Source organism: Arthrobacter ginkgonis (genome assembly GCF_039540195.1).
GTDB lineage: Bacteria > Actinomycetota > Actinomycetes > Actinomycetales > Micrococcaceae > Zafaria > Zafaria ginkgonis.
Map to the genome: position 1 here is coordinate 44,709 of NZ_BAABEO010000036.1, position 26,998 is coordinate 71,706.

The 26,998-nt window shown below is 64.0% G+C and carries 23 protein-coding genes; 19 read left to right on the top strand and 4 right to left on the bottom strand.

Annotated elements, in window-relative coordinates:
• Positions 1–104 precede the first annotated feature (104 nt).
• Positions 105–1,628: a class I adenylate-forming enzyme family protein gene (locus ABD912_RS22950; protein ID WP_345154725.1), complete on the top strand. Its 1,524-nt coding sequence runs from the start codon at positions 105–107 to the stop codon at positions 1,626–1,628.
• 92 nt (positions 1,629–1,720) lie between these two features.
• On the opposite strand, the gene ABD912_RS22955 is transcribed toward ABD912_RS22950, so the two are convergent.
• The 3 genes from ABD912_RS22955 to ABD912_RS22965 form a co-directional block, all read right to left on the bottom strand.
• The gene (locus ABD912_RS22955; RefSeq protein ID WP_345154726.1) at positions 1,721–2,812 is read right to left on the bottom strand and encodes an NADH:flavin oxidoreductase/NADH oxidase; all 1,092 of its coding nucleotides are present in this window, start codon (positions 2,810–2,812) and stop codon (positions 1,721–1,723) included.
• Positions 2,813–2,859: 47 nt separating this feature from the next.
• The gene (locus tag ABD912_RS22960; protein ID WP_345154728.1) at positions 2,860–3,543 is read right to left on the bottom strand and encodes a hypothetical protein; all 684 of its coding nucleotides are present in this window, start codon (positions 3,541–3,543) and stop codon (positions 2,860–2,862) included.
• Between the two features lie 96 nt (positions 3,544–3,639).
• On the bottom strand, positions 3,640–4,629 hold the full coding sequence (locus ABD912_RS22965) for an AraC-like ligand-binding domain-containing protein (protein ID WP_345154730.1): 990 nt from the start codon (positions 4,627–4,629) through the stop codon (positions 3,640–3,642).
• A 210-nt stretch (positions 4,630–4,839) separates the two neighbouring features.
• On the opposite strand from ABD912_RS22965, the gene ABD912_RS22970 reads away from it, so the two are divergent.
• The 8 genes from ABD912_RS22970 to ABD912_RS23005 all read left to right on the top strand — a co-directional run bounded on the left by ABD912_RS22970 (position 4,840) and on the right by ABD912_RS23005 (position 15,146).
• Positions 4,840–5,934 carry a carbon-nitrogen hydrolase family protein gene (locus ABD912_RS22970; protein ID WP_345154731.1) on the top strand — a complete coding sequence of 365 codons (1,095 nt, stop codon included), beginning with the start codon at positions 4,840–4,842 and terminating at the stop codon, positions 5,932–5,934.
• A 134-nt stretch (positions 5,935–6,068) separates the two neighbouring features.
• Positions 6,069–7,157: a substrate-binding domain-containing protein gene (locus tag ABD912_RS22975; RefSeq protein ID WP_345154733.1), complete on the top strand. Its 1,089-nt coding sequence runs from the start codon at positions 6,069–6,071 to the stop codon at positions 7,155–7,157.
• 26 nt (positions 7,158–7,183) lie between these two features.
• The gene (locus ABD912_RS22980) at positions 7,184–8,734 is read left to right on the top strand and encodes an amidase (protein ID WP_345154734.1); all 1,551 of its coding nucleotides are present in this window, start codon (positions 7,184–7,186) and stop codon (positions 8,732–8,734) included.
• Between the two features lie 22 nt (positions 8,735–8,756).
• Entirely contained in the window at positions 8,757–11,288 is a 2,532-nt protein-coding gene (locus ABD912_RS22985; protein ID WP_345154735.1) for an ATP-binding cassette domain-containing protein, read from the top strand.
• The gene (locus tag ABD912_RS22990; protein WP_345154736.1) at positions 11,285–12,292 is read left to right on the top strand and encodes an ABC transporter permease; all 1,008 of its coding nucleotides are present in this window, start codon (positions 11,285–11,287) and stop codon (positions 12,290–12,292) included. Before ABD912_RS22985 ends, ABD912_RS22990 begins: the two co-directional genes overlap by 4 nt.
• Positions 12,293–13,025: 733 nt before the next feature.
• Complete coding sequence (locus tag ABD912_RS22995; RefSeq protein WP_345154738.1) at positions 13,026–13,481, top strand: nuclear transport factor 2 family protein; 456 nt, start codon at positions 13,026–13,028, stop codon at positions 13,479–13,481.
• A 135-nt stretch (positions 13,482–13,616) separates the two neighbouring features.
• Entirely contained in the window at positions 13,617–14,375 is a 759-nt protein-coding gene (locus tag ABD912_RS23000; RefSeq protein ID WP_345154740.1) for an SDR family NAD(P)-dependent oxidoreductase, read from the top strand.
• A gap of 42 nt (positions 14,376–14,417) precedes the next feature.
• Entirely contained in the window at positions 14,418–15,146 is a 729-nt protein-coding gene (locus ABD912_RS23005; protein WP_345154743.1) for an EthD domain-containing protein, read from the top strand.
• A 255-nt stretch (positions 15,147–15,401) separates the two neighbouring features.
• On the opposite strand, the gene ABD912_RS23010 is transcribed toward ABD912_RS23005, so the two are convergent.
• Positions 15,402–16,400, bottom strand: coding sequence for an AraC family transcriptional regulator (locus ABD912_RS23010; protein WP_345154745.1), 999 nt, complete (start codon positions 16,398–16,400; stop codon positions 15,402–15,404).
• 289 nt (positions 16,401–16,689) lie between these two features.
• Here ABD912_RS23010 and ABD912_RS23015 point away from each other — a divergent pair, with 289 nt between their 5' ends.
• From ABD912_RS23015 to ABD912_RS23060, 10 genes are all read left to right on the top strand, one after another.
• On the top strand, positions 16,690–18,177 hold the full coding sequence (locus ABD912_RS23015; RefSeq protein ID WP_345154747.1) for a purine-cytosine permease family protein: 1,488 nt from the start codon (positions 16,690–16,692) through the stop codon (positions 18,175–18,177).
• Positions 18,174–18,887 carry a hypothetical protein gene (locus ABD912_RS23020; RefSeq protein WP_345154749.1) on the top strand — a complete coding sequence of 238 codons (714 nt, stop codon included), beginning with the start codon at positions 18,174–18,176 and terminating at the stop codon, positions 18,885–18,887. Before ABD912_RS23015 ends, ABD912_RS23020 begins: the two co-directional genes overlap by 4 nt.
• 117 nt (positions 18,888–19,004) lie before the next feature.
• Complete coding sequence (locus ABD912_RS23025) at positions 19,005–20,570, top strand: 4-hydroxyphenylacetate 3-hydroxylase N-terminal domain-containing protein (RefSeq protein WP_345154751.1); 1,566 nt, start codon at positions 19,005–19,007, stop codon at positions 20,568–20,570.
• 31 nt (positions 20,571–20,601) lie between these two features.
• Positions 20,602–21,537 (top strand): VOC family protein, encoded by a 936-nt coding sequence (locus tag ABD912_RS23030; protein ID WP_345154753.1) that lies wholly within the window; start codon positions 20,602–20,604, stop codon positions 21,535–21,537.
• Positions 21,534–22,295, top strand: coding sequence for a ribonuclease activity regulator RraA (locus ABD912_RS23035; RefSeq protein WP_345154754.1), 762 nt, complete (start codon positions 21,534–21,536; stop codon positions 22,293–22,295). The genes ABD912_RS23030 and ABD912_RS23035 overlap by 4 nt, the downstream gene beginning before the upstream one ends.
• Positions 22,292–22,714, top strand: coding sequence for a cupin domain-containing protein (locus tag ABD912_RS23040; protein ID WP_345154756.1), 423 nt, complete (start codon positions 22,292–22,294; stop codon positions 22,712–22,714). Before ABD912_RS23035 ends, ABD912_RS23040 begins: the two co-directional genes overlap by 4 nt.
• Before the next feature lie 27 nt (positions 22,715–22,741).
• Positions 22,742–24,292: an aldehyde dehydrogenase family protein gene (locus tag ABD912_RS23045; RefSeq protein WP_345154758.1), complete on the top strand. Its 1,551-nt coding sequence runs from the start codon at positions 22,742–22,744 to the stop codon at positions 24,290–24,292.
• Between the two features lie 8 nt (positions 24,293–24,300).
• Positions 24,301–24,726, top strand: coding sequence for a RidA family protein (locus tag ABD912_RS23050; protein ID WP_345154760.1), 426 nt, complete (start codon positions 24,301–24,303; stop codon positions 24,724–24,726).
• An 84-nt stretch (positions 24,727–24,810) separates the two neighbouring features.
• Complete coding sequence (locus tag ABD912_RS23055; RefSeq protein WP_345154762.1) at positions 24,811–25,362, top strand: flavin reductase family protein; 552 nt, start codon at positions 24,811–24,813, stop codon at positions 25,360–25,362.
• 282 nt (positions 25,363–25,644) lie between these two features.
• Entirely contained in the window at positions 25,645–26,964 is a 1,320-nt protein-coding gene (locus tag ABD912_RS23060; RefSeq protein ID WP_345154764.1) for an alkene reductase, read from the top strand.
• Positions 26,965–26,998: the final 34 nt, after the last annotated feature.

The following is a 26,998-nucleotide window of genomic DNA, read 5'->3' on the forward strand; positions in this document are numbered from 1 at the left end:
CTTAAAAACGGGCCGGCCATACCATGTTCGGAACGCCCCGGAAGGGGCCGCCCCCCGTGGACGGGCCGGACGGATCCACCACCAGACGATATACAGGAGCAAACGTGTTCACACTTGCTGACTTTGTCCGGCTCAACGCCCGCCGGAATCCACAGGGAACGGCACTCGTCGACGAAAAGGGCCGCCTCACCCACGGTGAACTGTCCGAACGGGCGGAGTCGTTGGCCCGGGGCCTCCAGTCCCTGGGGGTGAAGCCGGGCGAACGGATCGGAGTCCTCAGCGCGAACAGCAATTTCGCGATCGAGACCCTTCTGGGGATCTCCTTGGTGGGCGGCGTATACACCGCCTACAACTGGCGGTGGGCGGCCCAGGAGCTTGCCGCCGGTGTCAGCCTGACGAAACCGGCGGTCATCCTGGTGGAAGACGAGTTCAGGCAGCTGCTTGAAGCCGCCTCGGCGAGTTGGACGGTCGACAGCGAGCCCGAATGCTTCACCGAAGGACCAAAGTACGAGCAGCTCCTGCACTCAGGTGCCCCTGTCGAGGTGCGCATCGCCCCCAAGGATCCCCTGCTGATCCTGTTCACCGGCGGGACGACGGGCCGTTCGAAGGGCGTGGTGCTCTCACACCACGGATCGATCAACAACGCCATCAACGAACTGGTGGACTGTGGCCTGGGCCAGGCCCCGGACAACGTCGGCTGCAGCATCACCCCGGTCTTCCATTCCGCCGCGCTGCTGTGCGTGGTGCTCCCGCATTACGTCACCGGCGGAACCAACGTCATGATGCGCAAGTTCTCGGAAGAGGAATTCGCCCGGGTCGTTGAAACGGAAGGCGTCAACTCGACGTTCATCATCCCGAACATGATCCGCCGGCTGCTCAACGCCGGAATCTTCGACCGTCCAGGGGTCCAGCAGCATCTGAAGCAGCTCCATAGCGGAGGCGGCCTGCTCCGGATGCCGGACAAGAAGGCCGTGCTGGAGAAGGTGGCGGGCTTGAGGATGTTCTTCCGGTACGGGCTGACCGAGGCCGGGCCGATGGTCTCCCGGCTGCTCCCCGAGGACATCCTGAAGCCCGAACTCGACGGCTCCATCGGGAAGGAATACACGTTCGTCGAGGCCCGGATCCTTGACCCGTTCGGAGTGGAGCTTCCTCCGAACGAATTGGGCGAAATCTGTGTGCGTGGCCCCGGCGTAATGCTCGGTTATTTCGACCAGCCTGAGGCCACAGCGGACGCGATCCGAGACGGCTGGCTGCACACCGGCGATCTGGGAGTCCGCGACGACGACGGGTACCTGTTCTTCCGGGACCGGTCCAAGGACATGATCAAGACCGGCGGCGAAAACGTCTACGCCGCGGAGATCGAGCAGCTCCTGTATGCCCATCCGGCGGTCATGGAGTGCGGGGTGTTGGGGGTTCCCAGCACCGAATGGGACGAGGAGGTCCGTGTCGTCGTGGCCTTCCGGACGGGCCAGAGTGCCACCGAGGACGAACTGCGCGCCTACCTCCGCGACCACCTCGCCGGCTACAAGATCCCCAAGGTGTTCAAGTTCGTGGAGCACGGCGTCATGCCCGTCAACCCGAGCGGAAAAATCGTGAAGGGGAAGCTCCGCGCGGTCGCGGGCTGGTGAGCCAACAGTCTCCTTGCACAATAAAGGGGCCCCGTCCCAGGATTCGGTTCGGTACCGATCTCCCCAGGACGGGGCCCCTTCCGTTTGGCGTGTCAGATCCGCGCTGCCGACCGCCGGAACTTGGCTTTGTGATACGGATTCGGCCACGCCACGTCGGCCTCGAGCTGGTGCGCCGCCCACAGCGGCCAGTGGGGGTTCCGAAGCAGTTCGCGTCCCAGCATGATCACGTCGGCCGACTGGTCCACGAGGATCTGTTCGGCCTGGCGCGGGTCCGTGATCAATCCGACGGCGGCCGTGGCCATTCCCGCCGCCCGCTTGACCTGGCGGGCAAAGGGGACCTGATAGCCGGGACCGATCCTGATGTCCTGCTCGGTGGACAGGCCAGCCGTGGAGATGTCGGCCAGATCCGCGCCCTCACGGCGGACCCACTGCGCCGACTGCACCGTGTCTTCCACGCTCCATCCGCCCTCGATCCAGTCGGTGGCCGAGAATCGCACCAGAACGGGAATCTCGGGTCCGACGGCTTCACGGACAGCCTTGACGATGTCAAGCAGGAACTTGCACCGCCCCTCCAGGGAACCCCCGTACGCATCGTCGCGGCGGTTGGTCAGAGGGGACAGGAACTCGTGGATGAGGTAACCGTGTGCGGCATGGATTTCGATCACCTCGAATCCGGCGAGACCGACAGCACGGGAGGCGGCGAACGCAAACGATTCGACCAGTTCCTGCACCTCGGCTGCGGTCAATTCGCGGGGCACGGGCTTATCGCCGTCAGGGTACGCGATGGGCGAAGGGGCCACGGGTTCCCACCCGCCGTCGGCGGGGCCTACGTACGAGTTGCCGGACCACGTATTTGTCACCGACGCCTTGCGTCCCGCGTGGGCCAGCTGAATCGCCGGTTGGGCCCCCTGAGCGCGGATGAAATCGGTGATCCTGCGGTAGGTGACAGCCTGTTCGTCGGTCCAGATGCCTGCGTCGGCCTGGGAAATCCGGCCTTCCGGATGGACGGCGGTTGCTTCCGTCATCACCAGTCCAGCGCCACCCCGCGCCATGGCCCCGTAGTGGACCAGGTGCCAGTCGGTCGGCATGCCTTCCTCTGACGAGTATTGGCACATGGCCGCCACCCACACGCGATTCTTGAAGCTTGTCCGCCGTAGCGTGAGCGGGCTGAACAACAGGGTCATGTGATTCCTCATTTCTTTAGCTGGCTGTGAGTGGACGGCGGCGTGCGTCACTCGGAGATCCGGATGAAGGGTGACCGATCGCTCAGCGTCCGGGCACTCCACTGGGCGACATCGGGCCAGCCCCGCTTGCCGCGCTCGACCAGGTCCACGCACATGTCGACGACCTCCTGCGGCTGCTCGAACCAGTACATGGCGGTCATGTCGTAGGGGTAGGAGATAAGCCGTGCGGGAGCGTCAACGCCCACCAGCCTGCGGGCGTCCAGCGTCCCGAAGGTGTGGCTGTGCCAGCGCAGGTGCTCCTCGTACCATGCGGAAAAACCGGGCATCAGGTCCTCCGGGACCTTCCAGCTGACTTGAAACATAGCTGCATGGGCAGGGAAAGCACCGTTTCCCGACGGAGAGGGGCCGTATCGGTCGACCTGTTTGAGGAGGCGTCCGCGGACGTCCCACGACGCGCCTTTGCCCGTTGCCGAATGGGCCAGATGCTCACATACCAGCCGTTCGGCGCGTTCGGCCATGCGCCGCTCGCTAAAGGTCATCACGGTCACGTGGCTTCCGAAGATGCTGAGCTTGCTTTCGGGGACTCCTTCCGCGGGTGTTCCGTAGTCGATCTTCTGGTCGGCGGCCAGCCCTGCGGCGAGCCGTTCCGTCAGGCTGGTCCAAGACAAATCGGCGTGCGGACGATTCAGCCGCTGATCAAGCCGGCGGCCGAAAAGGAGATAGAAGTACATGGTTTGTTGCCTTCTTCCTAACAAGCGTTCGTTTGTTCTACGGTACAGGTGCGCTTGTGTGGGCTGTCAACAGAAATTCGATCAGTAAGGGGGAAGCTAATTGGCCCCGCGGTCGGTGCAAGGTTCGGAGCGGAACGATTTCACGTACTCACGGGGGGAAAGGCCGGTGGAGGCCTTGAACTTCTTGCTGAACAACGAGTAGTCGCAGTAACCCCACGCTGAAGCGACCTGACCCAAGCCGCCGGGGCGCGTTCCGACCGCGCGGAGATCCTCCCGGATGCCTTCCAGCCGCTTCTGCCAGATGAAATCGGGCAGTGAAGTGTCGAAGTCCTTGAAGGCCCGGTAGACCGTGCTTTCAGACAGGTGCAGGTCGGCCACTATGCGGGCGACGTTCAGGGAGGGGTCTCGGAGATTGCGCATGACGTAATGGACGATTTGTGCGCGTGTTTGGTGCGTCCGGGGCATGTCGGTGTTGTCCGCGACGAGGGCGCGCAGAGTGGCGACCGCGACATGTTCCAGGGCGGAGGCGATGGCGTCGAGTTCGTGGGCCAACCCTCGGGGCCGGTCCGTGGCCAACTGGTCCACCATGCGCAGCAGCAAGGCGTTTGAGCTGCGGGACGCGTCGAGCGTTATGGCGGTAAGCCGATCGAACGCCGGCACTTGGTGAAAGAACCGGTCCCGAGGGAACGAGATGACTACTTGGCTGAATTCCTGGGACGCCTCGATCTCGTATGGGCGTGATGTGTCAAAGAAGGTGAATTCGCCGGCTCTGATGACGGCGGTCCGGTTGGCTTGCTGCACCGCGGCCACGCCGGCGGATTGGAACCCGGCCAGGACGAGCTCCGGGCTGGACTCCCGGATCTGCCTAGCTCCACGACGCACGTGCACTCCGCTGGCCTGTAGGGAGGAGATTTGCAGGTCGCCGCAGGGGGCGGTTGCGATTTCCGCACGGAATCCGCCCGCATGCTGGCGCAGTGGGGAGGGTTCCAAGGGGACGAAATGTTGGCTGGCCACGTGGGCCCATTCGTCGTGCGAGGTGGCCCGCGCGCTGCGGATCCCTGCGGCGGAATGGCTTCTTGTTCGCATGGCGACTCCACTCGATGTGGCGGTTAGCGACAAGGCTGGATGGCGGTTCTTGACAACTTTCCTGAACGGAAAAAGCAAGATTTCCCCCCATTCCTGGGCCTACGCTCTAATCATGTGATCCGCGCCACCAATGCTGTGGGCGGGATGGTACATCCTAACTAAAGCGAACGTTTGTTTCTACGATGTTTAGGCAATGTGAAGGAGAAGCTCATGGTTGAGTACACGGCGCTCACGAAGGTGGCAGCGGTCCAGGCCGAGCCCGCTTGGCTGGATGTTGATGCCGGCATCGAGAAGTCCATCGGCTATATCGAAGAGGCCGCCCGCAACGGGGCGGAACTGGTCGCCTTCCCGGAGCTTTTCATCCCGGGCTACCCCTGGTACATCTGGCTGGACTCGCAGTTCTGGGTCATGCAGTTCCAGCGGCGCTACCACGAGAACTCGATCACCGTCGACGGTCCCCACATGCAGCGCCTGCAGAAGGCGGCTGCGGACAACAACATCACGGTTGTCATGGGTTACAGCGAGCGTGGCGGCGGCAGCCTCTTCATGTCCCAGGCCACGATCGGGCCGGATGGCACGCTAATTAAGAACCGTCGCAAGCTCAAGCCTACGCATGTGGAGCGTTCGATGTTCGGTGAGGGCAACGGTTCCGACCTGGTGGTGCTTGACCTGCCGATCGGCCGCGTGGGTGCGCTGAACTGCTGGGAGCATTTCCAGACCCTGACCAAGTACGCCATGTACAGCCAACACGAGCAGATCCACGTCGCGTCCTGGCCGAGCCTGCAGATGTTCAAGCCCGACGTCCACACGTTCCAGATCGAAGTCGGAGACCTGGCCACCCGCATGTATGCCGTCGAGGGGCAGACCTTCGTGGTCTGTTCGACGTCCGTGGTGGGAGAGGCGGCGCAGGAGCTCTTCTGCGACACCGAACTGAAGAGGCAGCAGATGGGGATCGGCGGCGGTTGGGCGCGAATCATCGGCCCGGACGGCAAGGATCTCGTCGAGCCCCTTGCCGAGGACGAAGAGGGCATCCTCTACGCGGAGCTGGACCTGGGGGCAATCGCCCTGACCAAGTTCGCCGCCGACCCGGTGGGCCATTACTCGCGTCCCGATGTGCTTTCGCTGAACTTCAACTCCGCTCCCACTCCGTGGGTCCACGGTGGTGCGCCGAGTGTGACTCCCCGGCAGACAATAGCCCACGAAGCCGCCGGCGACGCCCGGCTCGCTCTGGAAGACGAGCTCGAAAAGACGCTCGAAGAGGGCGCCCCCCTGCGCGAAACCGGAAATCTCTCCGCACGCAGCTAACCATCCGTTCCGTCCTACGCTGTGGCCGCGCCAAGACGCGGCCACAGCGCTCTCCAAGCTCGAGGGAATCCATGACTACATCATCAAATCGTTCGCGGCGAGTCCTCTGGAGCGCCTTCCTCGCTGCCGGTGCCTTGGCGGCAACCGGATGCGGTGACATTTCCACGGACGGCGCCAACGCGGCGGCCGGGTCCGGGGCAGCGGCTTCCGAGGCCGCCGTCGTCAGCGCCCCCCTCGAGGGCCGCCCGGACATCACCGAATTCTGCGGCGACAAGGAAATCACCGTAGCCTTGGCCGACGGGTTCGGCGGGAACGCCTGGCGCAAGATCGTGAAGCGGCAATTCGAGAAGGAAGCCGCAAAGTGCCCCAACATCACGAAGACGATCTACACCAATGCCAATTCCGACCCCCAGAAGTACGCATCGGACATCAACGGACTCGTCGCCCAAGGGGTGGATGCCATCATCACGTTCGACGACTTCGGCCCCGCCGCGCTCCCCACCCTGCGTAAAGCCACCAAGGCCGGTGTGGTCGTCGTACCGTACATCGCAAACCCCGGCGGGACGCCGGGGGAGGACTACGAGGTGTTCGTCGCCGAAGACACGGATCAGGTGGGCAAGGAATGGGCTTCGTGGGCCGAGAAGGCCCTCGGTGGGAAGGGAACGGTGGCCATGCTCGGCGGCACTCCCGGAAACCCGCTGAGCACCGCGTTCCTCGACGGATACAAGGCGAATGCCGCACCGTCCATCACTCTGGCGCAGGACGAACCCCTCAACACCGATTGGACCGTTGCCGGGATGCAGCAGGCAGCGGCGGGCATGATGACCCGGTACCCGGACACGGGGCTGATCCTGACGGACTTCGGCGCGGGAATTCAGAGCCTCGCTCGAGCCTACGATGCCGCAGGCCAGGAACTGGTGCCCGTGGCCGCCACCGCGAGCACCAATGAGGTCGGTTGTGCCTGGGACCAGTTGAAGAAGGACCACCCTGGCTTCGAGCTCCTTTCCGTGGAAGGCACGACCAATGTTTCGGTCGTGGCTTTGCGCAAGGCGGTCGCCGCCGCCCAGGGCATCGAAAACACGGAGGCGTCAATGGTCCAAATCCCGGTGTTCATCGACACCCTGAACGGCAAGATGCCGGTTTGCGATCCGGACCTGCCGGCCGACGCAGATATGTCGGCAGACCTGACGCCGGAAGAGATGCGCGAGATTTTCGCGAAGTAGCCGGGCCACGGAGCAAGGAGATGACAATGGCTAGGAAGATACCAACGGCCGAGCAACTGCGGCGAACCAATACCGTTCTGGGGTTCGGGAACTCCGAGGAGGAGATCCTCGAGTTCAAGAAAATCATCGAAGGAATGGCCGACGCCTACCGACGCCTCGACGAGCTCGACGTCCCTTCCCCGGACGTGAAGTACCCTCGGCCGTCCGGCTCACTTCCGGACCCGGAAGAGAACCGGCTGGGCGCCTGGGCCTGGAAGTCAAAGATCATCGGGGCGCAGGATGGTCCCCTCACGGGGAAAACCGTCGTCATCAAGGACTCGGTCAGCGTGGCCGGAATTCCCATGAGAAACGGCTCCGCCGCGCTCGAAGGCTTCATCCCGGCGGAAGACGCAACCGTGGTCGGGCGGCTCTTGGACGCCGGCGCGACGATCGTGGGCAAGTCGACCTGCGAGAGCTTCTGCCTTTCGGGAGCCAGCCACACGTCGGACCCGGGTCCCGTGCGGAACCCCCACGACCCCTCCCGTTCCAGCGGCGGATCCTCGAGCGGCTCGGCCGTCCTCGTGGCCACGGGCGAGGCGGACCTGGCCATCGGCAGTGACCAGGGCGGCTCGATCCGCATGCCCGCCGGATGGACGGGCGTTTACGGGCACAAGCCCACGTGGGGGCTGGTTCCCTACACGGGGGCTATGACCATCGAAGCCACCGTGGATACCCTGGGCCCCATCGCGAGATCCCCCGAGGATTTGGCCCTGGTGCTGGACGTCATCGCTGGACCGGACGGGCTGGATCCCCGCCAGCAGTGGGATCTTCGGGTCGACGCATACCGGGAAGCGCTGACGGGCGACGTGGAGGACCTGCGCGTTGGTGTCCTCACCGAGGGGTTCGGCTGGCCCGGCCACTCGGAGGACGACGTCGACGAACTGGTTCGCGACACGGCCTTTGGCCTGCGGTCCCTCGGATGCGTCGTCGAGGAGGTCAGCATCCCGGCCCATCGGGACGCGCCCTCGATCGCCTTCCCGATCTTCATCGAAGGAGGCATCCACGCCATGGCCACCGGCGAAGGGGTCGGCCTGAACTTCCGCGGCCACTACCCGGCGGACATGATGGACGCCGTGCGGGAGGCCCTGAAACTCCGCGGGTCCCGCCTCTCGCCGACCCACAAGCTCTACTCCTACATCGCCGACTACATGTCTCGGACCCACGGGGCGCGCTACTACGCCAAGGCCCAGAACCTGGCCCTCGGCCTGCGCGCAGCCTACGACCGGGCCTTTGACGACTACGACGTGCTCCTCATGCCGACGTTGCCGAAGAAGGCGACCACCATCCCGCCACGCGACGCCTCCATCAGCACCGTCGTCGGCAGCGCCTTGGACATGCTGCAGAACACGTGCGCCTTTAACATCACCGGACACCCGGCCACCGCCGTGCCCCTCGGCCTGTCGGATGGCTTGCCGGTCAGCATGATGCTCGTTGCTCCGCACTGGGAGGACGCTAGGCTCCTGCGCCTGGCCGACGCCTGGCACCGGCAGACGGCCAGCTCGGACCGCGCGGGCGTGGGGGCTGGCGAACATGCGTGACGCCCAGTCGGACCAGACTGTCTTGGCTGACCTTGCTCTGGCTCCGGAAGGTGGTACCCGCCCGGAGGAAACGGGGGAGGAGAGGCGGCCCGTACTCGAGCTTGCCGGGATCGAAAAGCACTTCGGCCCCGTCCACGCGCTCAAAGCCGTCAACCTGGAACTCTTCCCAGGCGAGATCCTGGGCCTCGTCGGCGAGAACGGAGCAGGGAAGTCGACGCTGATGTCCGTTGCGGCAGGCTCGCTGCTGCCCGACGCCGGAACCGTCACCATTGCCGGCCAGCGAATGGACGGCAGCGACCCGGAGGCTTCGCGCAGTGCTGGCCTGGCCATCGTCTACCAGGACCCGGCGCTGATCCCCGACCTGCGGGTCGACGAAAACTGCTACCTCGGCGTGCCCGAGAAACAACGGCCGAAGTTCGCGGGACTTGCCGCGTGGTCGCGCAGCCTGACCGCAGCGTTTTCCTCCGAGAATCCGCTGCCGCCGGCGGTCCCGGTGCGTGACCTTCAGCCGGACAAACGGTTCGTCCTGGAGATCTCCAAGGCCTTGGCCGGAAATCCCAAGGTGGTCATCCTGGATGAACCCACCGAGCACCTGAGCAAGGACGACGTCGAGATCCTGTTGGCCACCGTACGCCGGCTGGCCGAGCAGGGGTGCGCGGTCGTCTACATCTCCCACCGCATCCACGAGGTCAAGAGGATCGCCCACCGGATCGCCGTCCTGCGCGACGGGGCCATCAAGGACACGTTCCCAGCCGATCAGAAGACGGATCGGGAAATCGTCAACCTCGTGGCCGGAAAACATCTTGCCGCCCTGTTTCCCGAGAAAAGGAAGCCTACCGGCGAGAGCGAGACCGCCGTCGTCGTCCAAGATTTCGTGGGTGAGAACTTCTCAGTGCAGGAGCTCGCGCTGCACCGGGGCGAAATCGTCGGTTTGGCCGGCATCGAGGGGCAGGGGCAACGGGACTTCTTGAGGGCATTGGCAGGTCTCGGCAAAGCCCGCGGCCGGCTTTCGGTCGGCGAACGCGAGGTACCCCTCGGCAAGCCTTGGAAATCGGCCGAGCACGGGATCGCCTTCGTTCCGAACGACCGCCATGGCGAGGGAATCTTCACCTCCATGCCCATCCTGGCCAACCTCACGGCGCGGACACTACCCAAGTTTTCGCGGGCCTCGATCGTTGACCTCAAGCAGGAGGTCGCCGCCGCTCAGAACCTGCGCGCGGTGCTGGGCATCAAGATGAGTTCCTTGGATGCGCCCATCGAGAGCCTGTCCGGGGGAAACCAGCAAAAGGTCGTGATGGCCCGCAGCCTGGCCTCCGAACCCACGCTCCTCTTGGCCGACGAACCGACGCAAGGCGTCGACGTCGGGGCCCGGCTGGAGATCTACGAAATCCTCCGCTCGACGGCGGACTCCGGCGGAACGGCCTTAGTCCTCTCATCGGACGCAATGGAACTCAGCGGCCTCTGCGACAGGGTCGTGGTCTTCTCCCGAGGGCAGGTGGCCGCAGAACTCGAGGGCGAAGAACTCACGGAAAAGGCCATCACGCACGCGGTCCTGACATCCACCACCACCCGGTCCGTTGCGGCCGCAACGGAGCGGTCACGCGCCCGCCGGTTCCTGACGGGCGACTACTTCCCGGCCGCGATCCTGGCCGTGGCCTCCCTCGTCCTGGGCGCAGTGGCCGCGTCCCAGAACGAGTTCTACCTCACCGCCTTCAACCTCAACTCCTTGCTGATGCTCTTCGCAGGCTACGCTTTCGTGGCGATGGCGCAGCAGGTGGTCATGATGACCGGCGGGATCGACCTGTCCGTGGGTCCCTTAGCCGGTCTTATGGTCGTGGTGGCCTCGTTCGTCCTGCCTGCCAGCCTGTCCAGCTATGGAGGACTGGCGGTCGGCATCCTGGTGCTGTGCCTCATCGGCCTCGCGACCGGCGCGGCCAACTGGGCGCTAATCGAATTCACGAAGATTCCTCCGGTCATTGGCACGCTCATCACTTTTACCCTGCTCCAAGGCATTTCGCTCGTGCTCCGCCCGGAGCCGGGTGGGGCCATCAACGGAAATCTTCTGGTCTGGCTGGAGGCCTCCGCAGGCTTCGTTCCCCTGGCAGCCGTCGCCGCCGTGGTCCTCGGACTGGGGCTGGAGTTCGCTTTGCGGCGGACGGCATGGGGCCTCAGACTCCGCGCGGTCGGCTCACGTCCCGCGGGAGCGAAGCGCCTTGGCATCAGGATCCGCTGGACCCTGCTCACCGCCTATGTCGCCGCTTCCGGCATCGTCGTGCTCGCGGCACTGGTCCTGATGACACAGACAGGATCTGGAGACGCCAGCGCGGGGATCAGCTACACCTTGCCGAGCATCACCGCCGTCGTGCTCGCGGGAGCGAGTGTCTTCGGAGGTCGGGGCTCGTTCGTTGGAGCGTTGACGGGCGCGCTGCTGATCCAGCAGTTGAACACCGTGACGGTTTTCCTCGCACTGGACGAAGCATGGCAACACTACCTGCTGGGCGGGCTGACCATCCTGGCCGCCGGTTTCTACTCAAGACTGAGGTCGAAGGCATGATCACCGAAACCAAGCAGATTTGGAACCGAGGCGCCGGTGGGGTACGCGCCCCGCGCGCGGCAATGGGGGATTATTCGCTGATCCTCTGGGCGACCGTGGCTCTGCTCGCGGTCACCATGTCGTCGGGGGTCCTCACGGCCGCCTCCTTGCTCTCCCTCCTGCCCTTCGCCAGCATCCTGGCGGTGGCCGCGGTGGGCCAGACGCTGGTCGTCCAACAACGAGGACTGGATTTCTCCGTGGCCGGCGTCTTCTCCCTCTCCACCATCATCGTGACGGTGATGCCGTCCCGGCCGGGTGTCGGCATCCTCGGAAGCATCGTCCTGGCCCTCGCGGGGGCGGCATTCATTGGCTGGGCGACCGGCATCGCTGTGACGAGGTTCGGAATCACTCCGCTCATTGCCACGCTCGGCAGCAACGCGTTGCTGCTGGGGGTGTGCCACACCATTTCCGGCGGCAGTCCCACCCGGGCGCCGAACATGCTCACCGCCTTTGCATCCGCTCGTCCCCTGGGCGTTCCCACCACGCTGATCTTCGCCATGCTCGTCATCGGAATCGCGGCCTGGTTGTTCCGCCGGAGTACGTTTGGGAAGAGAACAACGCTGGTCGGCGCGAATCCGCTGACGTCGCACGCGACGGGATTCCCCGTCCGACGGTACCAAGTGGGAGCCTACATCCTGGCCGCCGTCTGCTACTGCGTCGCCGGGATACTGTTCGCCGGCTACGTCGGAACCCCGCCCACCGACTCCGGTGATGCGTACTTGCTGGCAACGGTCACCGCGGTCGTCCTGGGCGGGACACCACTCACCGGCGGACGGGCCAGCATCGTCGCAACAGCGATCGGTGCACTGTTCATCACGAGCCTCGGCCAGACCGTGCTCGCGCTGGGTGCGCCGCCGTCGGTCCAGCTGCTGGTTCAGGGCGCCGCAATCGCGGTGGCTATGACGCTTCGGCTCATTCCCTTCGACCGTCTTCGGATCCGGAAAAGTGAGCCCGTACCGGGTTGATGGTGGCAGGCCCAGCGTGCCGCGCAGCAAGCGGCGCCGACCGGACGGTTGGCGCCGGTTGCTGCGCGGCAGCGTCATCGGAAGCCAGGAGTAGGGCGGGCGCTCCGGGCGACCTCACCCGGCGAACCGATCCGTTTGAGCCGGATGTGCGCCGCCGGTGCAAGTTTTTAGGGCATTGGAGACGCTGGCTCTGCGCGTCGACCAGACGGGTTGGTTCCGGGCGCCTTAAGGCCTGTCGCTGCACTCAAACGATGATTCAAGGCGGGTTAGGTGGTGGGTTGCATGCGAGGCCGCGGCACGAGAGCAGACCGCCAAAAGTGGATATGTTCCTGCCGAACGCGGCTAGAGTCCGTCCCCCTGCGGCGGCAGACTGGGATACCAGTTGAACAATGCCTTCGGGTAGCCAACTTTCACGGGGACACCGCCTGCGAGACGGTCGAACGGGAGATCCCCTGCGCCGCGCATAGGGGGCAGAAAAGGATCTTCCGCTGGCGTCGAAGACTGGTCTCGCCTGTCATTCGGCGCAGCGGCGGAAGTCCGGGGCCGCAACGGGGAAACCGGGGAAGTGCTTCGATCGGCGTTGCACCTCGGGTCCTTCACATTTGCGGCCGGGACAGAGGCCACACCAACTATCGGACGACCCCCGGCAGCTAACCGACCTCAGCCGTAACCGCCGACTCATTGCCACCGTATATCCACCACATCGAGCAAAGTTAGGAAGGGGAAACCTCAGTTGAAGTCCCAAATCACATCCTCCACCAGATCAAGCTGGACTGAACTCGCGCCGTCTACTGCCACAGGCCAGCCTACGTACGGGCAGCTTGTTGACCTGGTGGAGCGCTATTTTGCCGCTCTGGATGATGGCGATCTTGACGCCGTTTTGGAGCACTATGCCGACGACGCCGTATTCACCGTTCAATCGGCCCATTCACCCCACCACGGCCGCGATACCGGAATCCGTTCGATGTATGAGGAATTCATCGGCTCCTTCAGAAAGATCAGGCACATCCATTTCCGGCATGTCGTCGACGTCGAGAACTGCAGGATCGCCTCTCAGTTCCGAGCGGAGATGACAGACCATGAAGGCAACGATGTGGTTCTTACGAGCTGCAACTTCTTCTATGTTCGCGACGGCAAGTTTGAACGCGTTTACGTCTACATGAGCGACGGCATCAACGTTCTCAAGTAGGCCGGTGGTCGACAGCGCCGGCAGACGACGATCGCTGTCGCCCACGCATTCCCACGTGTCCAAAAAATACATCTGCCCGAACCTGCCCTGCAACATGAAACTACTGCATCTATCGAAAGGCAAGGATGCCAGAGCATGAATGACAGCATCGTACTGATAACCGGAGGCGGCTCCGGAATCGGAAAGTCAACCGCGCTTGCCTTGGCTGCTGAGGGGGCCACCGTCTTGATCGCAGACGTCAACCTCGATTCCGCGCAGTCCGTGGCGGACCAGGTCACGGAGGGCGGGGGCACGGCTGCTGCCTACGCCTGCGACGTGAGTTCCCACGAAAATCTGTCACAGCTCTTCACGTCAATCGACTCGCATTGGGGGCGACTGGACGGTGCCGTCAACAATGCGGGGATAACTGGCCCCATTGGTCCGCTGGAATCCGTAGATCCCGAGGCCATCTCGTCCCTCATTTCCGTCAACCTGCTCTCCGTCCTGTACTGCATGCAGTTCGAGATCGACCTCATGAAGCGAGCGTCAAAGGGTGCGATCGTCAACACCTGCTCCATCTGGGGACTCAACGGTTCTGCCAATTACGTTGCCTACTCCGCCTCGAAGCACGGCGTGGCCGGCGCGACAAAATCGGCAGCCTTGGAAACCGCCACCGATGGAATCCGGATCAATGCAGTGTGTCCCGGATTCGTCCGAACCCCCATGAACATGCAAAGCGGCCTTTCCCTGGACGAAGATCAGGCGGCGCTCCGAGCGCGGGAAGCTCTGCATCCCATGGACCGTTTTGGGGAACCAGAAGAAATCGCCGCAGGGATCTCCTTCCTCCTTTCCGAGAAGGCCAGTTTCATCACCGGGCACCTGCTGTCCGTGGACGGCGGCTTTGTGGTCCCCTAACTACCTCCCTGTGTCTCCTCCGTAACAAGAATAGGAAAAAGCATGCACGGTCCCACAGCAGATTCGATCAAGGTTTTCTGTTTCATCCCCCGTCGCCACGACTTCAGCGAGAAATCCTTCCATGAGTACTGGCGCCATCCCCACGGGACGATGGCCAAGCGCATCAAATCGATGCAGCGTTACATACAGGCACACAAGAGCGTGGACGACCAAATCGCCCCGCCGGCGCCCCATGACGGAGCCGCCGAGATATGGTTTGCCGATGTTGACACGGCGAACCGTTTGAACGAGGACCCCAACTACAGCGACTACTGCGGCCTGGATGAACCAAAATTCATGGACCTCGGGCCCGATACCTTCCGCGTGCTCACCAAAGAGCGGGAACTTATCCCGGGATCGCTGGACCAAAAAAGCCGCGGAGTGAAATTCTTGCACCTCGTCAGAACCGCCGGTACGGCTGCGGACCGCATGCTTCCGGCGTTGGAGAACGCAGAGCACCTGAAGATGGCCAAGGACCTGGGCGTCGTGGCGTACTCCGTGTGCGAGGCGCTTCCGGAATCCTATGTCTCCGAGCTGCCGCCGCAGGCCGAGGTCCATCATTGGCTCAGCCTCGACCCCTACGATGCCGTCCGGGAAGTCTGGTTCCCGGACGCTGCGACCTATTTGGCCGCCGCATCCACTGATAGCTGGCGCGCCTTTCTCGCAGCACCAGGAGTTAACCTCACGCGGTCTCCCGGATTTCTGGCCACAGAGGAAGTCGTTATTTGGTAAGTCCCGTGGGACATGACCCTTCAGCATTCCCCCATGCCCAACCTCCATTGGGATAAAGGGTGGAAAGCGCGTATAAAAAGCGGCTGGTGCTCTGTGCCGGGTCTAGGTGGCCTGTTACAGAGCACCAGCCCAGCTGCGTTATGGGGCTTTTTGTTGTGGTGAACCGGCGCGCGTGACTGGGACCAGCCAGTTATGCGACATCAAATGGGCCAGATATGCGCATGCTCCGGCGTCGAATGGCACACTGCCGCCCTCTCAGCCGGCGTGCCGCCGGCCACGCTGGGTGTCGGAAGGCAGGCAGCCATAGCGCTGCGCGTAGTAGTTCGAGAAGCGCCCCAAGTGCAGGAAACCGCAGGCAAAAGCGATATTGCTGACCGTCTCGTCAGGATTTGCGTCTGCCAACAGCTGATGGGCACGGGCGAGGCGGAGGTCCCGCAGCTGGTTAGTGGGGGTCGTCCCCCGGTGCATCCGAAAGGCGGCGTTCAGTTGCCGCACGCTCACGTTCACCGCCTGGGCCACCTCCACCATGGACAGGGGCTCTGCCAGGTGAGCCTCCATGTACTCCGTGGCCTGGGCCACGTAAGCAGGGCCGACGTCAGCGGGCGTCGTCTCGAGAGACGAGCGGGCCGAGTGGGGCATCCCTACCAACACCGACGACATCAACATCTGTGCCATGAGCCGCTGCGCGGGGTTTCCCAAGCGGTCCCGACCAAGGGTGTCAAGGTGCCGGCATACGCTCGTCCAAGTCGAACTGACCACGTCTGGCCCCTCTTGGATGTCCTGCAACTCGCCTGGTTCCAGAAAACGCAATGGTCTGGAGATGCCCGTGGTTGCAAAAAGTGTGTCCTCAAGGTCGGCAGCGTCGACAGCACCCACGAGGCATCCCGCCTCGGCATCCGGGACCATCGTGGTCGGTCCCTCCATGGAGAGCACGAACGGTGCCGTCGTCGTGCACATCCTGCCTGAGGGGCCCCGGACGTGCATGGGCCCGGTGGGAACCGCGACAACGACACGCTTGCCGGTCGGTGGAGCGACCACCTGCACCTTCGCTCCGTAGCGGACGTACAGGAGTCCAAACGAACCGACCCGTACACCATTGACAACAGCCTTGAGCTCATCCGCTGCCGGCACCAACTCATGCTCATCCGACGTGAACGAGTTTACGGCTTCTCGAACCACGCCGGCCGAAGTGCCCGAAACGACTGAGTACCCGCCCAGCGGGGCGGGTGGATCGACCAGAACGGAGGAACTCATCCGACTGCCTCCTTCGCTTGCACGGTGACAGCCAAGAGGCCAGAACCATCTGACATGCCGACAGAGCTTACTGCCGGGAGTGGCCTTAGTCGATAGCTGGCAGAGATGTTTCACAGGCCGGCCGGCAAGTCCGCCAATGAAGGACAAACGTCCGCCAGCATCGGATAGATGCCTGATGGGTCGCCGCTGAATACTTCTAGGTGGGTTCGGTGATCGCGGTCACGCCCCCCACAATTCTCTCCTTCCCCCAAGTCCCTGTTCCTCCCACATACACGGAATGGACCCATCAATGAGCACTGGTGATGAACTCTTCGACGTGCCGTCGAGTACGAAAACTGCCGACTTCGAGCCGGCAACGCCGTCCGTCAAGGACCTGATGGAGGACAACGTCCTTCAGCGGGTGCCAGATGATCAGAGGCGATCCGGATGGAGCCTCTCGCTGAACTCAATGAGCGCCGTAACTCCACTCATCTGCATTGCCATCGCCGGACTGGTCATCATTCAGGCAGGATTCCTGGTCGGGATCGTGGCCGCGGTGCTGATCACGATCTTCGGCACCGCACTGGCCTGGCTTGTCGGGCACGTCACATACACCGAGGGTGTCTCGAACACTGTTGTGACGCGCCTCTATGGCCTAGGAATACGCGGATCCAGCTTGGCGTCGGCGATCTTCGGCTTCATGGCCATCGGCTTTCTAGCCATCGAGAATGTATTGCTCTACAACGCCATTCGGTTCATGTTCGACCTTCCCCAGACGTGGGTCGCAGATCTGGTGATCTACGGAATCCTGACTGTTTTCTGGATTGCCCTCACCACTTTCGGAATGAGCCTGGTGACGAAGACATCCGGTACCTTGCTGGCGGTCTCGGCCCTGCTAATGGTTGTCCTCACGGCCATCGCCATGGTCGGTAGCGGGATGCCCATCGGTACCGCGCTGAGCCACGGCCCACTCGTGGCAGATGCAGGCAGTGTCTGGGAACGGCTCCAGTTCGCTCTTGTCACTCTGGTCGCTTCGACGGGTTCGTTCGCCCTCACTTCCGCCGACTATGCGCGATACGCGCGCAGTACTCGCGACGTCGGGATTTCCGCTTTCCTGGGAGCACTCGTCTTGAACGTCGGACTGGTCATCGTGGCGTCGCTGCTCTTCTACGGCGGTTCCGTCCTGGTCGGCCAACGACTGGTCGAAGATGGACTGGCTGCCCCCGGCGACGCGGCCAACGCCGCCCTCCAACTGAGCTCGCACAACGCCGGCGCCTTCCTCATCATTGTCTCGCCCGTCCTCGGATTCATTTTGGCGTGCGCCGTACAGGCCAAGACCCAGGTTCTCAATGTCTACGGTGCCTCGCTGGCCCTGACGAACTTCGCTGACGGCCTGTTCCGCCGGCGGCCGAGCCGCTTGATCATGATCCTCGCCGCCAACGCGGTGGGACTGGTCTTCGTGGCCGGGGGCATCCTTGACCTGCTCAACGCCTGGCTCGCCGTGCTCGGGGTCATTACCACCGCCTTGATCGGTGTCCTCGTATCCGACTTCTACATCGTGCGTCGGCGCCAGCGCAGCGACCACGCCGCCTGCGAGGTCGTCAATTGGGCCGGAGTGCTGACCGTCGTCCTTTCCCTTGCGGTGGCTGAAACGTTGCAGGTCCTTCAAGTCCTGCCGCTGGGCTTCCTGACCTCACTCGTGATCAGTGCCGTGCTCTATCCGCTGCTGCGCCGCACCCTTCTTCCTGCGGGCACGTGGACCCGGCGGGAGCCGGTCGGCCTGGGTGGTGGACAGTGACGGTTTCGGCGGAAAACGTGCTGTGTCTTGCGTACTTCCACGCGGATCCCGAGAGCGGCCTTGACGGCCAAGACCTTGTAGGCCTCGCTCCGACGCTCCTGGGTGGGGTACCCGGACTTGACCGCTTCGACGTACTGGCCGGCACGAGCAGGCCTGCTGCCTTCGCGATGCCGGAGGAGATGGAACTGAAGAGCGGGGATTCTCCGGCGACCCCGTACGACGGCGCGGTTGTCGTGGGCGGTTCGCCGGCAGCGGTTTCCGAAATCCTGGACGAGCATCTCCGGCACCGGCTGGGCCGCCTTCACGCCTATCGGGTCGAGGAGAAAGTCATCTTTGACAAGCGCTCCCCCCATGACGGAAATGCGGAAGCGATCAAGTTCCTGCTGAGCGTGCAGTGGTTCGCTGACCTGCCAGCTTCGGCGGTGCGCCGAAGCTGGCAGGTACACGAACCTTTGGCCGAGCGGGTGCATGTCGGTTCAGACCGCTACGTCCAGTGGTGGGTGCATGAGTCTCTCGACGAAGGCGCCCCAGCCGTAGGGGGCATCGTCGAAATGGGATTCCCAAACGAAGAGGCACTTGTGAAGGGCTTCTTCGACTCCCCACGCGGCGAGACGGAAATCGTGCAGGACTCGGCCCACTTCATTGCCGGTGGCCACCCACGCGTCTTCGTCAAGGAGCACCGCTTTCGCACGGACCCGGCCGTCAAATAACCGCCGAATCGGCCTCTCAAACCCGACAAACCTCAAGGAACGGCCCCAGCCGATTCCCAGGCACAAACCAAACCGTGTCGCATTGATTTCCTACGCTGCAGAAAGGACGTCCAAGTCATGAGCGTTACAAGTATCAATCCGTCGGTGAAAACCGGCACGGAGAAGCAGTACTTTCCCTTCACCGGCCAGGAGTATCTGGAGAGCCTGAACGACGGGCGCGAGGTCTGGATCTACGGGGAGCGGGTGGAGAACGTTGCCGAGCACCCGGCGTTCCGAAACTCGGCGCGTATGATCGCTCGCATGTACGACGCCCTCCACGATCCGGAGCGCAAGGACATCCTGACCGCACCAACCGAGTGGGGCGGGTTCACTCACCGCTTCTACCGGGCCCCGGAATCGGTGCAGGAGCAGGTGGCCCAGCGCGACGCCATCGCCGAATGGCAGAAGATCGCCTGGGGCTGGATGGGCCGTTCCCCCGACTACAAGGGCTGCTTCCTGGCCACGCTGGGCGCCAACGCCGAGTTCTACCGTGGCTTCGAGGACAACGCGCGCAACTGGTACCGCAAGGCCCAGGAGAAGACATGGTTCATCAACCACGCCATTGTGAACCCACCCGTGGACCGCGGCGCCGGTGCTGAGGCAGGCAAGGACGTGTTCGTGCGCGTCACCAAGGAGACCGAAGGCGGCATCTACGTCTCCGGCGCCAAGGTCGTCGCCACCGGCTCCGCGCTGACTCACTACACCTACGTGGGGCACGTGGGCCAGGTACCGATCCAGGACCCGGCGTACTGCCCAGTGTTCATCACCCCCACCAACGCGCCGGGGGTGAAGCTCATCAGCCGTGTTTCCAACGAGTACCGCGCCGCGGTCCTGGGTAGTCCGTTCGACTACCCCCTCTCCAGCCGGCTGGACGAGAACGACGCCATCCTGGTCCTGGACAACGTGTTCGTGCCTTGGGAGAACGTCCTCATGCACAACGACCTCGAGCAGGCCAACCGATACAACATCCACTCCGGCTACCTCGAGCGCGCGTCCCTGCACGGCTGCACCCGCTTCGCGGTCAAAATGGACTTCCTCGTCGGGCTGCTGACCCGCGCCCTGGAGGTCACCGGGACGAACGAGTTCCACGGCGTCAAGTCCCAGCTGGGCGAGGTCATTGCTTGGCGCAACACCTTCTGGGCCCTCTCCGACGCCATGGCCAAAAGCGAGGTCCCGTGGAAGAACGGGATGATCCAGCCCGACCCGCAGTTCGCCGGCGCCTACCGGGTCATGAACCAGTTGGCCATGCCCAAGGTCAAGAACATCATCGAGCAGGTCGTCGCCAGCGGCTTGATCTACCTCAACTCTCATGCCCAGGACTTCAAGACCCCCGAGATCCGCCCGTACCTGGACACCTACGTGCGTGGCACCGGCGGCATCGACGCCGAGGAACGCGTCAAGGTCATGAAGATGCTCTGGGACGCGATCGGCACCGAGTTTGGCGCCCGCCACGAGCTGTACGAGATCAACTACATCGGCAGCAACGACGTCACCCGGCAGACCAACCTCTTCGGGGCCATGGGTAACGGCGTCCTGGACTACTGCAAGGCCTTCGCGCAGTCGGCGCTGGACGAGTACGACCTGGACGGCTGGACCGTGACGGACCTCGTGGGTCCGGACGACGTCAGCATCCTCAAGGCCTAGCCCACCTTTTATCCCAGCCACAGGAGGACTCATGGCTACAGCAGTCGACGCCGCCCAGGTCACCTACGAAGCACCCGACCTGGACGTGATGGAGAAGTTCCTGACCGCCTTCGGGATGACCAAGGTGGACGGAAGCGACGAAAACGTCCTGTACATGCGGGGCACCGGCACCCAGCACCACATCCACGTGACCCGCAAGGCGCCCAGACAGCGCTTCATCGGCGCGTCCATCGAGGTCGCCGCCCGGGAGGACCTCGATGAGCTGGCCGCGCTGCCCGGATCGTCGCGTGTCCGTGAGGCCCTTGAGCCGGGCGGCGGATGGGAGGTCGTCATGCACACCCCAGACGGCATCGAGATCAAGGCGATCTGGGGCCGGGAGAAGTTCGAGCCCCTCAGAGACCGGGAGCCGTTCGCGTTCAACAACATCCGCGACAAGAACCGCGTCAGTTCCTTTGTTCGGCAGTCCGTGGCGCCCTGCACGATCGCCCGGCTGGGCCACTTCGTGCTGCACGTCAGCGATCACGACGAAACGATGGCGTGGCTGAACGACCGCTTCAACTTCCTGCCCTCGGACTACTTCCTGCCGCCGGGCGAGGAGGGCCCGATCGTGGGCACCTTCGTCCGCCTGGACCTGGGGGAGCAACTGGTCGACCACCACTTCATGCTCGTCCTGCAATCGGACTGGGTGGGTGTGCACCACGCTGCCTATGAGGTCACTGACCTGGACGCGGTGATGTCGTCTCATGACTTCCTGCTCCAGGAAGGCTACACACCCGATGTCGGCGTGGGCCGGCACCTGCTGGGCAGCCAGGTGTTCGACTACTGGAAGGACCCGTTCGGATTTAGGATCGAACATTACACCGACGGCGACGTTGTCGATGCCAGCCACCGGCCCGGCCGGTTCAACGGCACCGCCAGCGACACCACGCAGTGGGGCAACCGACCGCCGCTGGAGTTCTTCCAGTGAGCGCCACCGCCACCGCGTCGCCGGCCGCTGTCGAACTGGACACGAACGTCCGCGACAAGCTGCTGAAGGTCGGTTCGGCCAACGTCGCCAACGTCCTGCTGGCCCGCGGCTTCCGGAACGTCATGATGCTTGGGCTCGCGCCCCTGGCCCAGGACCAGCCGCAGCTGGTGGGCCCGGCCTACACGCTCCGGTTCATCCCGGCGCGGGAGGACCTGGACAGCATGGCCAACTACGGCCGCACGGACAACAAGCACCGCCGCGCGATCGAGGAATGCCCGCCCGGCGCCGTCCTGGTGATCGACGCCTTCGGGTCCCTGCAGGCGTCCTCCATGGGGGACATGATGGCGGCCCGGCTCAGGCACCGCGGCGTCAGCGGCGTGGTGACCGACGGCGGCTACCGCGACTCGGCGGCCATCGAGGCCACCGGGCTGCCCTGCTACCAGGTGCGCAACGCGCCGCCGGCCACGCCGATCGCCCTGCACCCGGTTGCTCTTGACGAACCGGTGGGCTGCGCTGGGGTGGCCGTCTATCCGGGCGACGTGCTGGTGGGCGACCGCGACGGCGTCGTCGTCATCCCCCGGCACCTCGTGGAGGAGGTGGCGGACGAGGCGCTGGACGCCGTCGAGTACGAGGACTTCGCCGCCTTGCACATCGCCAACGGCCGATCCATCTTCGGGCTCTTCCCGGCCACGCCGGAGAGCCGGGCCGAATACGACGAATGGGTGGCCGCGGGCCGCCCGGAACTGGAGAAAAAGTGAACGTCAATCCCGAACTGATGAAGTCGCTGGAGATCCTGATCCATCAGGGGGACCTGAACGAGGAGAACTGGATCGACTACCCGGACTACGGGTTCCGCCAATACTTCCTCTTCAAGAACGAGGAAACCGGTGCCAGCATCGCGCTGCTCGACTACCAGCAGGGCGGCACCATCCCGACCAAGCACACGCACGCGTCGAACCAGTTCATGTACTGCCTCGAAGGCGACTACGAGTACACGGACTCCGGGCTGCGGCTGAAGCCGGGCTCCTTCTACATGAACCCGAAGGATCACCCGCACGGGCCCACCGTTGCCCATGAGCGCAGCCTCCTGATCGAGATCTACGACGGCCCGCACTACTACGAAAAGCCCGAGTACCACACGGACGAAACCATCGGCGAGTTCCTCGCCAAGAACTAGCCCAAAACGCAAGGATTGCGAGAAACCATGCTTGAAACCAAGGAAGCCCTCTTCAACGCCGCCGAGGCGTTGGCCCGGTTCGACCTGGACCAGGTGCATTCCGGAACATACTCCGACGCCACGGGCTGGGGACCAACCGCCGGCCGCGACGTGATCGAGACCCGGTGCCCGGCCGACGGCGAGACCGTCGGCCACGTGGCGGCCTCCGACGCCGAGGACTTCGAGAGGGTCCTCGCCGCGTCGCTGGAGACCCAGAAGAAGTGGCGCATGGTCCCGGCTCCTCGCCGCGGCGAATTCGTGCGCCGCATCGGCCAGCTGATCGAGGAAAACCTGGACGCGCTGGCAGCGGTCGTTTGCCTGGACACCGGCAAGTCCACCATGGAGGCCAAGGGCGAGCTGCGCGAGGTCGTGGACATGTCTACGCTGGCCGCCGGCCAGGCCCGCATGCTCTACGGCTACACCCAGCAGTCCCAGCGCCCCGAACACCGCATGTACGACCAGTGGCTGCCGCTGGGCGTGGTGGGCATCATCAGCGCCTACAACTTCCCGGCCGCGGTGTGGGCGCAGAACGGATTCCTCTCCGCGATCGCCGGCAACACCGTCATCTGGAAGCCCAGCCCGAAGGTCCCGCTCACCGCCATCGCGGTGCAGAAGCTGGTCAACCGGGCCGCCGCGGAAATGGGCTGCGAGGGCGTCTTCTCCCTCCTGATCCCCAGCGATAACGACGTGGCCGAGAAGCTGGTCTCCGACACCCGGATCGCCATGGTCTCCTTCACCGGTTCCACCTCGGTGGGCAAGAAGGTCGCCAACATCGTTGGCTCCACGCTGGGCCGCCGCTACCAGCTGGAGTGCTCCGGCAACAACGGCTGCATCGTGGACGAGACCGCCGACCTGGAGCTGGCCGCCAAGGCGCTGACCTTCGGCGTCGTCGGTACCACCGGTCAGCGCTGCACCAGCACCCGCCGAGTGATCGCCCACTCCAGCATCGCCGACGAGCTTGTGGAGCTGATGAAGAAGGCGTTCGACCAGATCAGGATCGGCGATCCGCGCGACCCGGCGGCCGTTGTCGGCCCCCTCATCGACGGCGCCGCCGTGGAGGACTACCGCAATGCGCTCGCCGGCGCCGTGAAGGAAGGCGCCACCGTGGCCTACGGAGGCGAGGTCATGGACCGCCCCGGCCTGTACGTGGAGCCGGCGATCGTGACCGGCGTGCAGCCGCACTTCGAAATCGCGCAGGAGGAGACGTTCGCTCCCATCGTCTCCGTGCTGACCTACGAGACCCTTGAGGAGGCCATCGAGATCCACAACAACGTCGCCCAGGGCCTGGCCTCCGGCATGCACTCCACCAACCTGACCAACATCGAAACCTTCCTCTCCGCCCGCGGCAGCGACTGTGGGATCGTGCGCATCAACATGGGCACCACCGGCGCGGACGTCGGCGCCGCCTTCGGCGGCGAGAAGGAGACCGGGGGCGGACGCACCGCCGGCTCCGACGCGTGGCAGGGCTTCATGCGCCGCCAGAGCGTGTGCGTGAACTGGGGCGGCACCTCCGCCTGGGATAACCGGATCAACCTCTAGGAGACACCATGAACCTCGCTGCAGAAACCTCGACCAGGAAGCAACGCTTCTTTTCCGATGCCGTCGGCGAACCCGCCGAAGGCATGTGGTCCAACTGCCTGCGCATCGGCGACCTGATCACCGTCTCCGGAATGACGGCCCGCGGCCTTGACGGGCGGACCATCCAGGGCGACGGGGAGTACGAACAGGCCAAGGTCATCTTCCAGAAGATCAAGGACCTGGTGGAGGCCGCCGGAGCGGTGATGGACGACGTCGTGAAGATGACCATCTTCGTGACGAACATGGCCAACAACTCCCAGGTCTGGAAGGCCCGCAAGGAGTTCTTCACCGGCAACTTCCCCGCCTGCACCCTGGTCGAGGTCTCCGCTTTGGCCAAGCCGGAGATCCTCGTGGAGATCGAGGCCCTCGCGGTGGCTGGCTGCAGTGCCGAATAACGTCACCACCTGTGGCAAAGAACAACCCAAAAGCCCAAGCTCCCTGTCACTTCCTCTCTCTATTCCTCTTAGGAGGTAGAAACCATGAATAACGTCCTTGCCGCCCCTGCCATCCAGACCCGTGCGGAGGCCACCATGCTTACCGGATGCCAAGCTGCCAACAGCAACGTCTCTGCCCTCGACCCGCGCGCCCTACGCAACACGCTGGGCAACTTCGCCACCGGCGTCACCGTCCTGACCTACGCGTCCCAGGGCACCAACTATGGGATGACGGTGAACTCCTTCACCTCGGTCTCGCTAGAGCCGCCACTGGTCATGGTCTCGCTTATGCGCACCTCCCGGGCCTTGGCCTACCTCATGGACCGTCCATTCGCCATCAACGTGATGGCCGAGGACCAGCTGGCTAGCGCCCTGCAATTCGCGGGCAAGCCACAGGACGGGCATACCGTCGATTGGCTCGTAGGCGAATCGGCCCCGCGCATCGACGACTCCCTGGCGCACTTCCAATGCACTCCATGGGCTGCATACGACGGTGGTGACCACGTCCTGCTTCTGGCCCGCGTCGAGTCCTTCGGCCAGCGGGACGACGCCCGTCCGCTGCTGTTCCACCGCGGCCAGTGGGGCGAACTGGCCTAGCCCAGAGCGCTCCCAGCGCCGTGGGGCTTCTGACAGCGGCCCCGGCCTCCAGGCACGTTACGGATTTTGTTCTGGCGTTCCTGAGGAACACGGCCCGCAGCCGATCGCCGCCCCGCATGCTGGATGGGTCCCTGGCCCCTGCGACGACGCGCATAACCGACGCGCCTCCAGTGGGAACAGCCGTGGCCTCATGCAGCCGGCGGCGGAAACAAGCTCATCGCGGGGACACCGGCAAAAGGGGCTCCTTCCCACCCTGTGGCCGCACTAATCGAATCACTAGTAATGAGGGAACAATTCTTGAAAAACCTACTCCAAAGTCCTGTCACGCTCGGTCCCTACACCCTTCGTAATCGGATCGTGATGCCCCCCTTGACCCGTAATCGTGCCGATTCAGAGAACAGGGTCACCGATGAAATGGTTACCTACTATGCGCAAAGGGCTTCGGCTGGGCTCCTAATCTGCGAGGGCGCGGCTGTCAGCCCGCAAGCCGTTGCATACCCCGGTGTACCCGGGATTTGGCGTGACGAGCACGTGGATGCGTGGAAAAAAGTCGCCGACGCAGTCCATTCCCGAGGCGGCACCGTTTTCATGCAACTCTGGCATGCGGGCCGCGTATCCCACCCCTCAGTCCAGCCCGGCGGTACCCCTCCCGTCGCCCCGTCAGCGGTGCGGGTGGTCAACTGGAAGATCTTCACTGCCGATGGGCTGGTGGACCTGGTTGAACCGTCCGCACTGGAGCACGACGAGGTTGCGGGGATTATCCAGGAGTACGCCCTCGCCGCCGAAAACGCCAAGCTCGCAGGATTTGACGGCGTGGAGATCCATGCAGCCAACGGGTATCTCATTGACCAGTTCCTGAACGGGGGATCAAACCTCAGGGCGGATGAATACGGCGGCTCCCAGACGCACCGGATCCGTTTCCTAACCGAAGTCGTCAATGCAGTGGCGCACGTGTGGGGTCCCGATCGCGTTGGCGTCCGAATTTCCCCGTCCGCAACCTGGATGGACTGCTTCGACGAGGACAAGGAGAGCCTCTACCAAGAAGTGGTTATGGAGCTGAACAAGTTCGGCCTCGCCTACCTCCATCTGGTTGAGCCGTCTGTGGATGGAGCCGGCACCGTGGGAGATCTGGAGGATGTCCAAACGGTTTCTACCGCGGGACTCGCATCACTTTTTGATGGCCGGGTGATTGTGACGGGTGAGCATTCGGCCGAGAGCGGTAACCTCGCGGTACAGGAGGGCACAGCCGACCTGGTCGGCTATGGACGCTTGTTCATAGCCAATCCCGATCTTCCCGAGCGCTTCGCCGCGGATGCTCCCCTCAATACGCCGCGTCGTGAATACTTCTACGGCGGTTCCGAAACGGGCTTCACGGACTACCCGAGCCTGACCGGAGAAGTGCGTCTTTCCCAGATAAGGGGGCAGATTGCCCGAGGCCGGCTGACTGCCGATGCCTTCCTCCGCGAGACCGCCGGGACGCCCCTCGCCGCCTCCATTCGCAATGGCAACGAATACGCTGCCCGAATCCTGCGGTGCGAGACATCTGAGACAGCCTCAACGGCCGCTGCCGACAGCTTCGGGGAAATGCTTAGCGGACGGTAGCACACGTAGCAAGGGGCGAACGCGTCCATCAAAG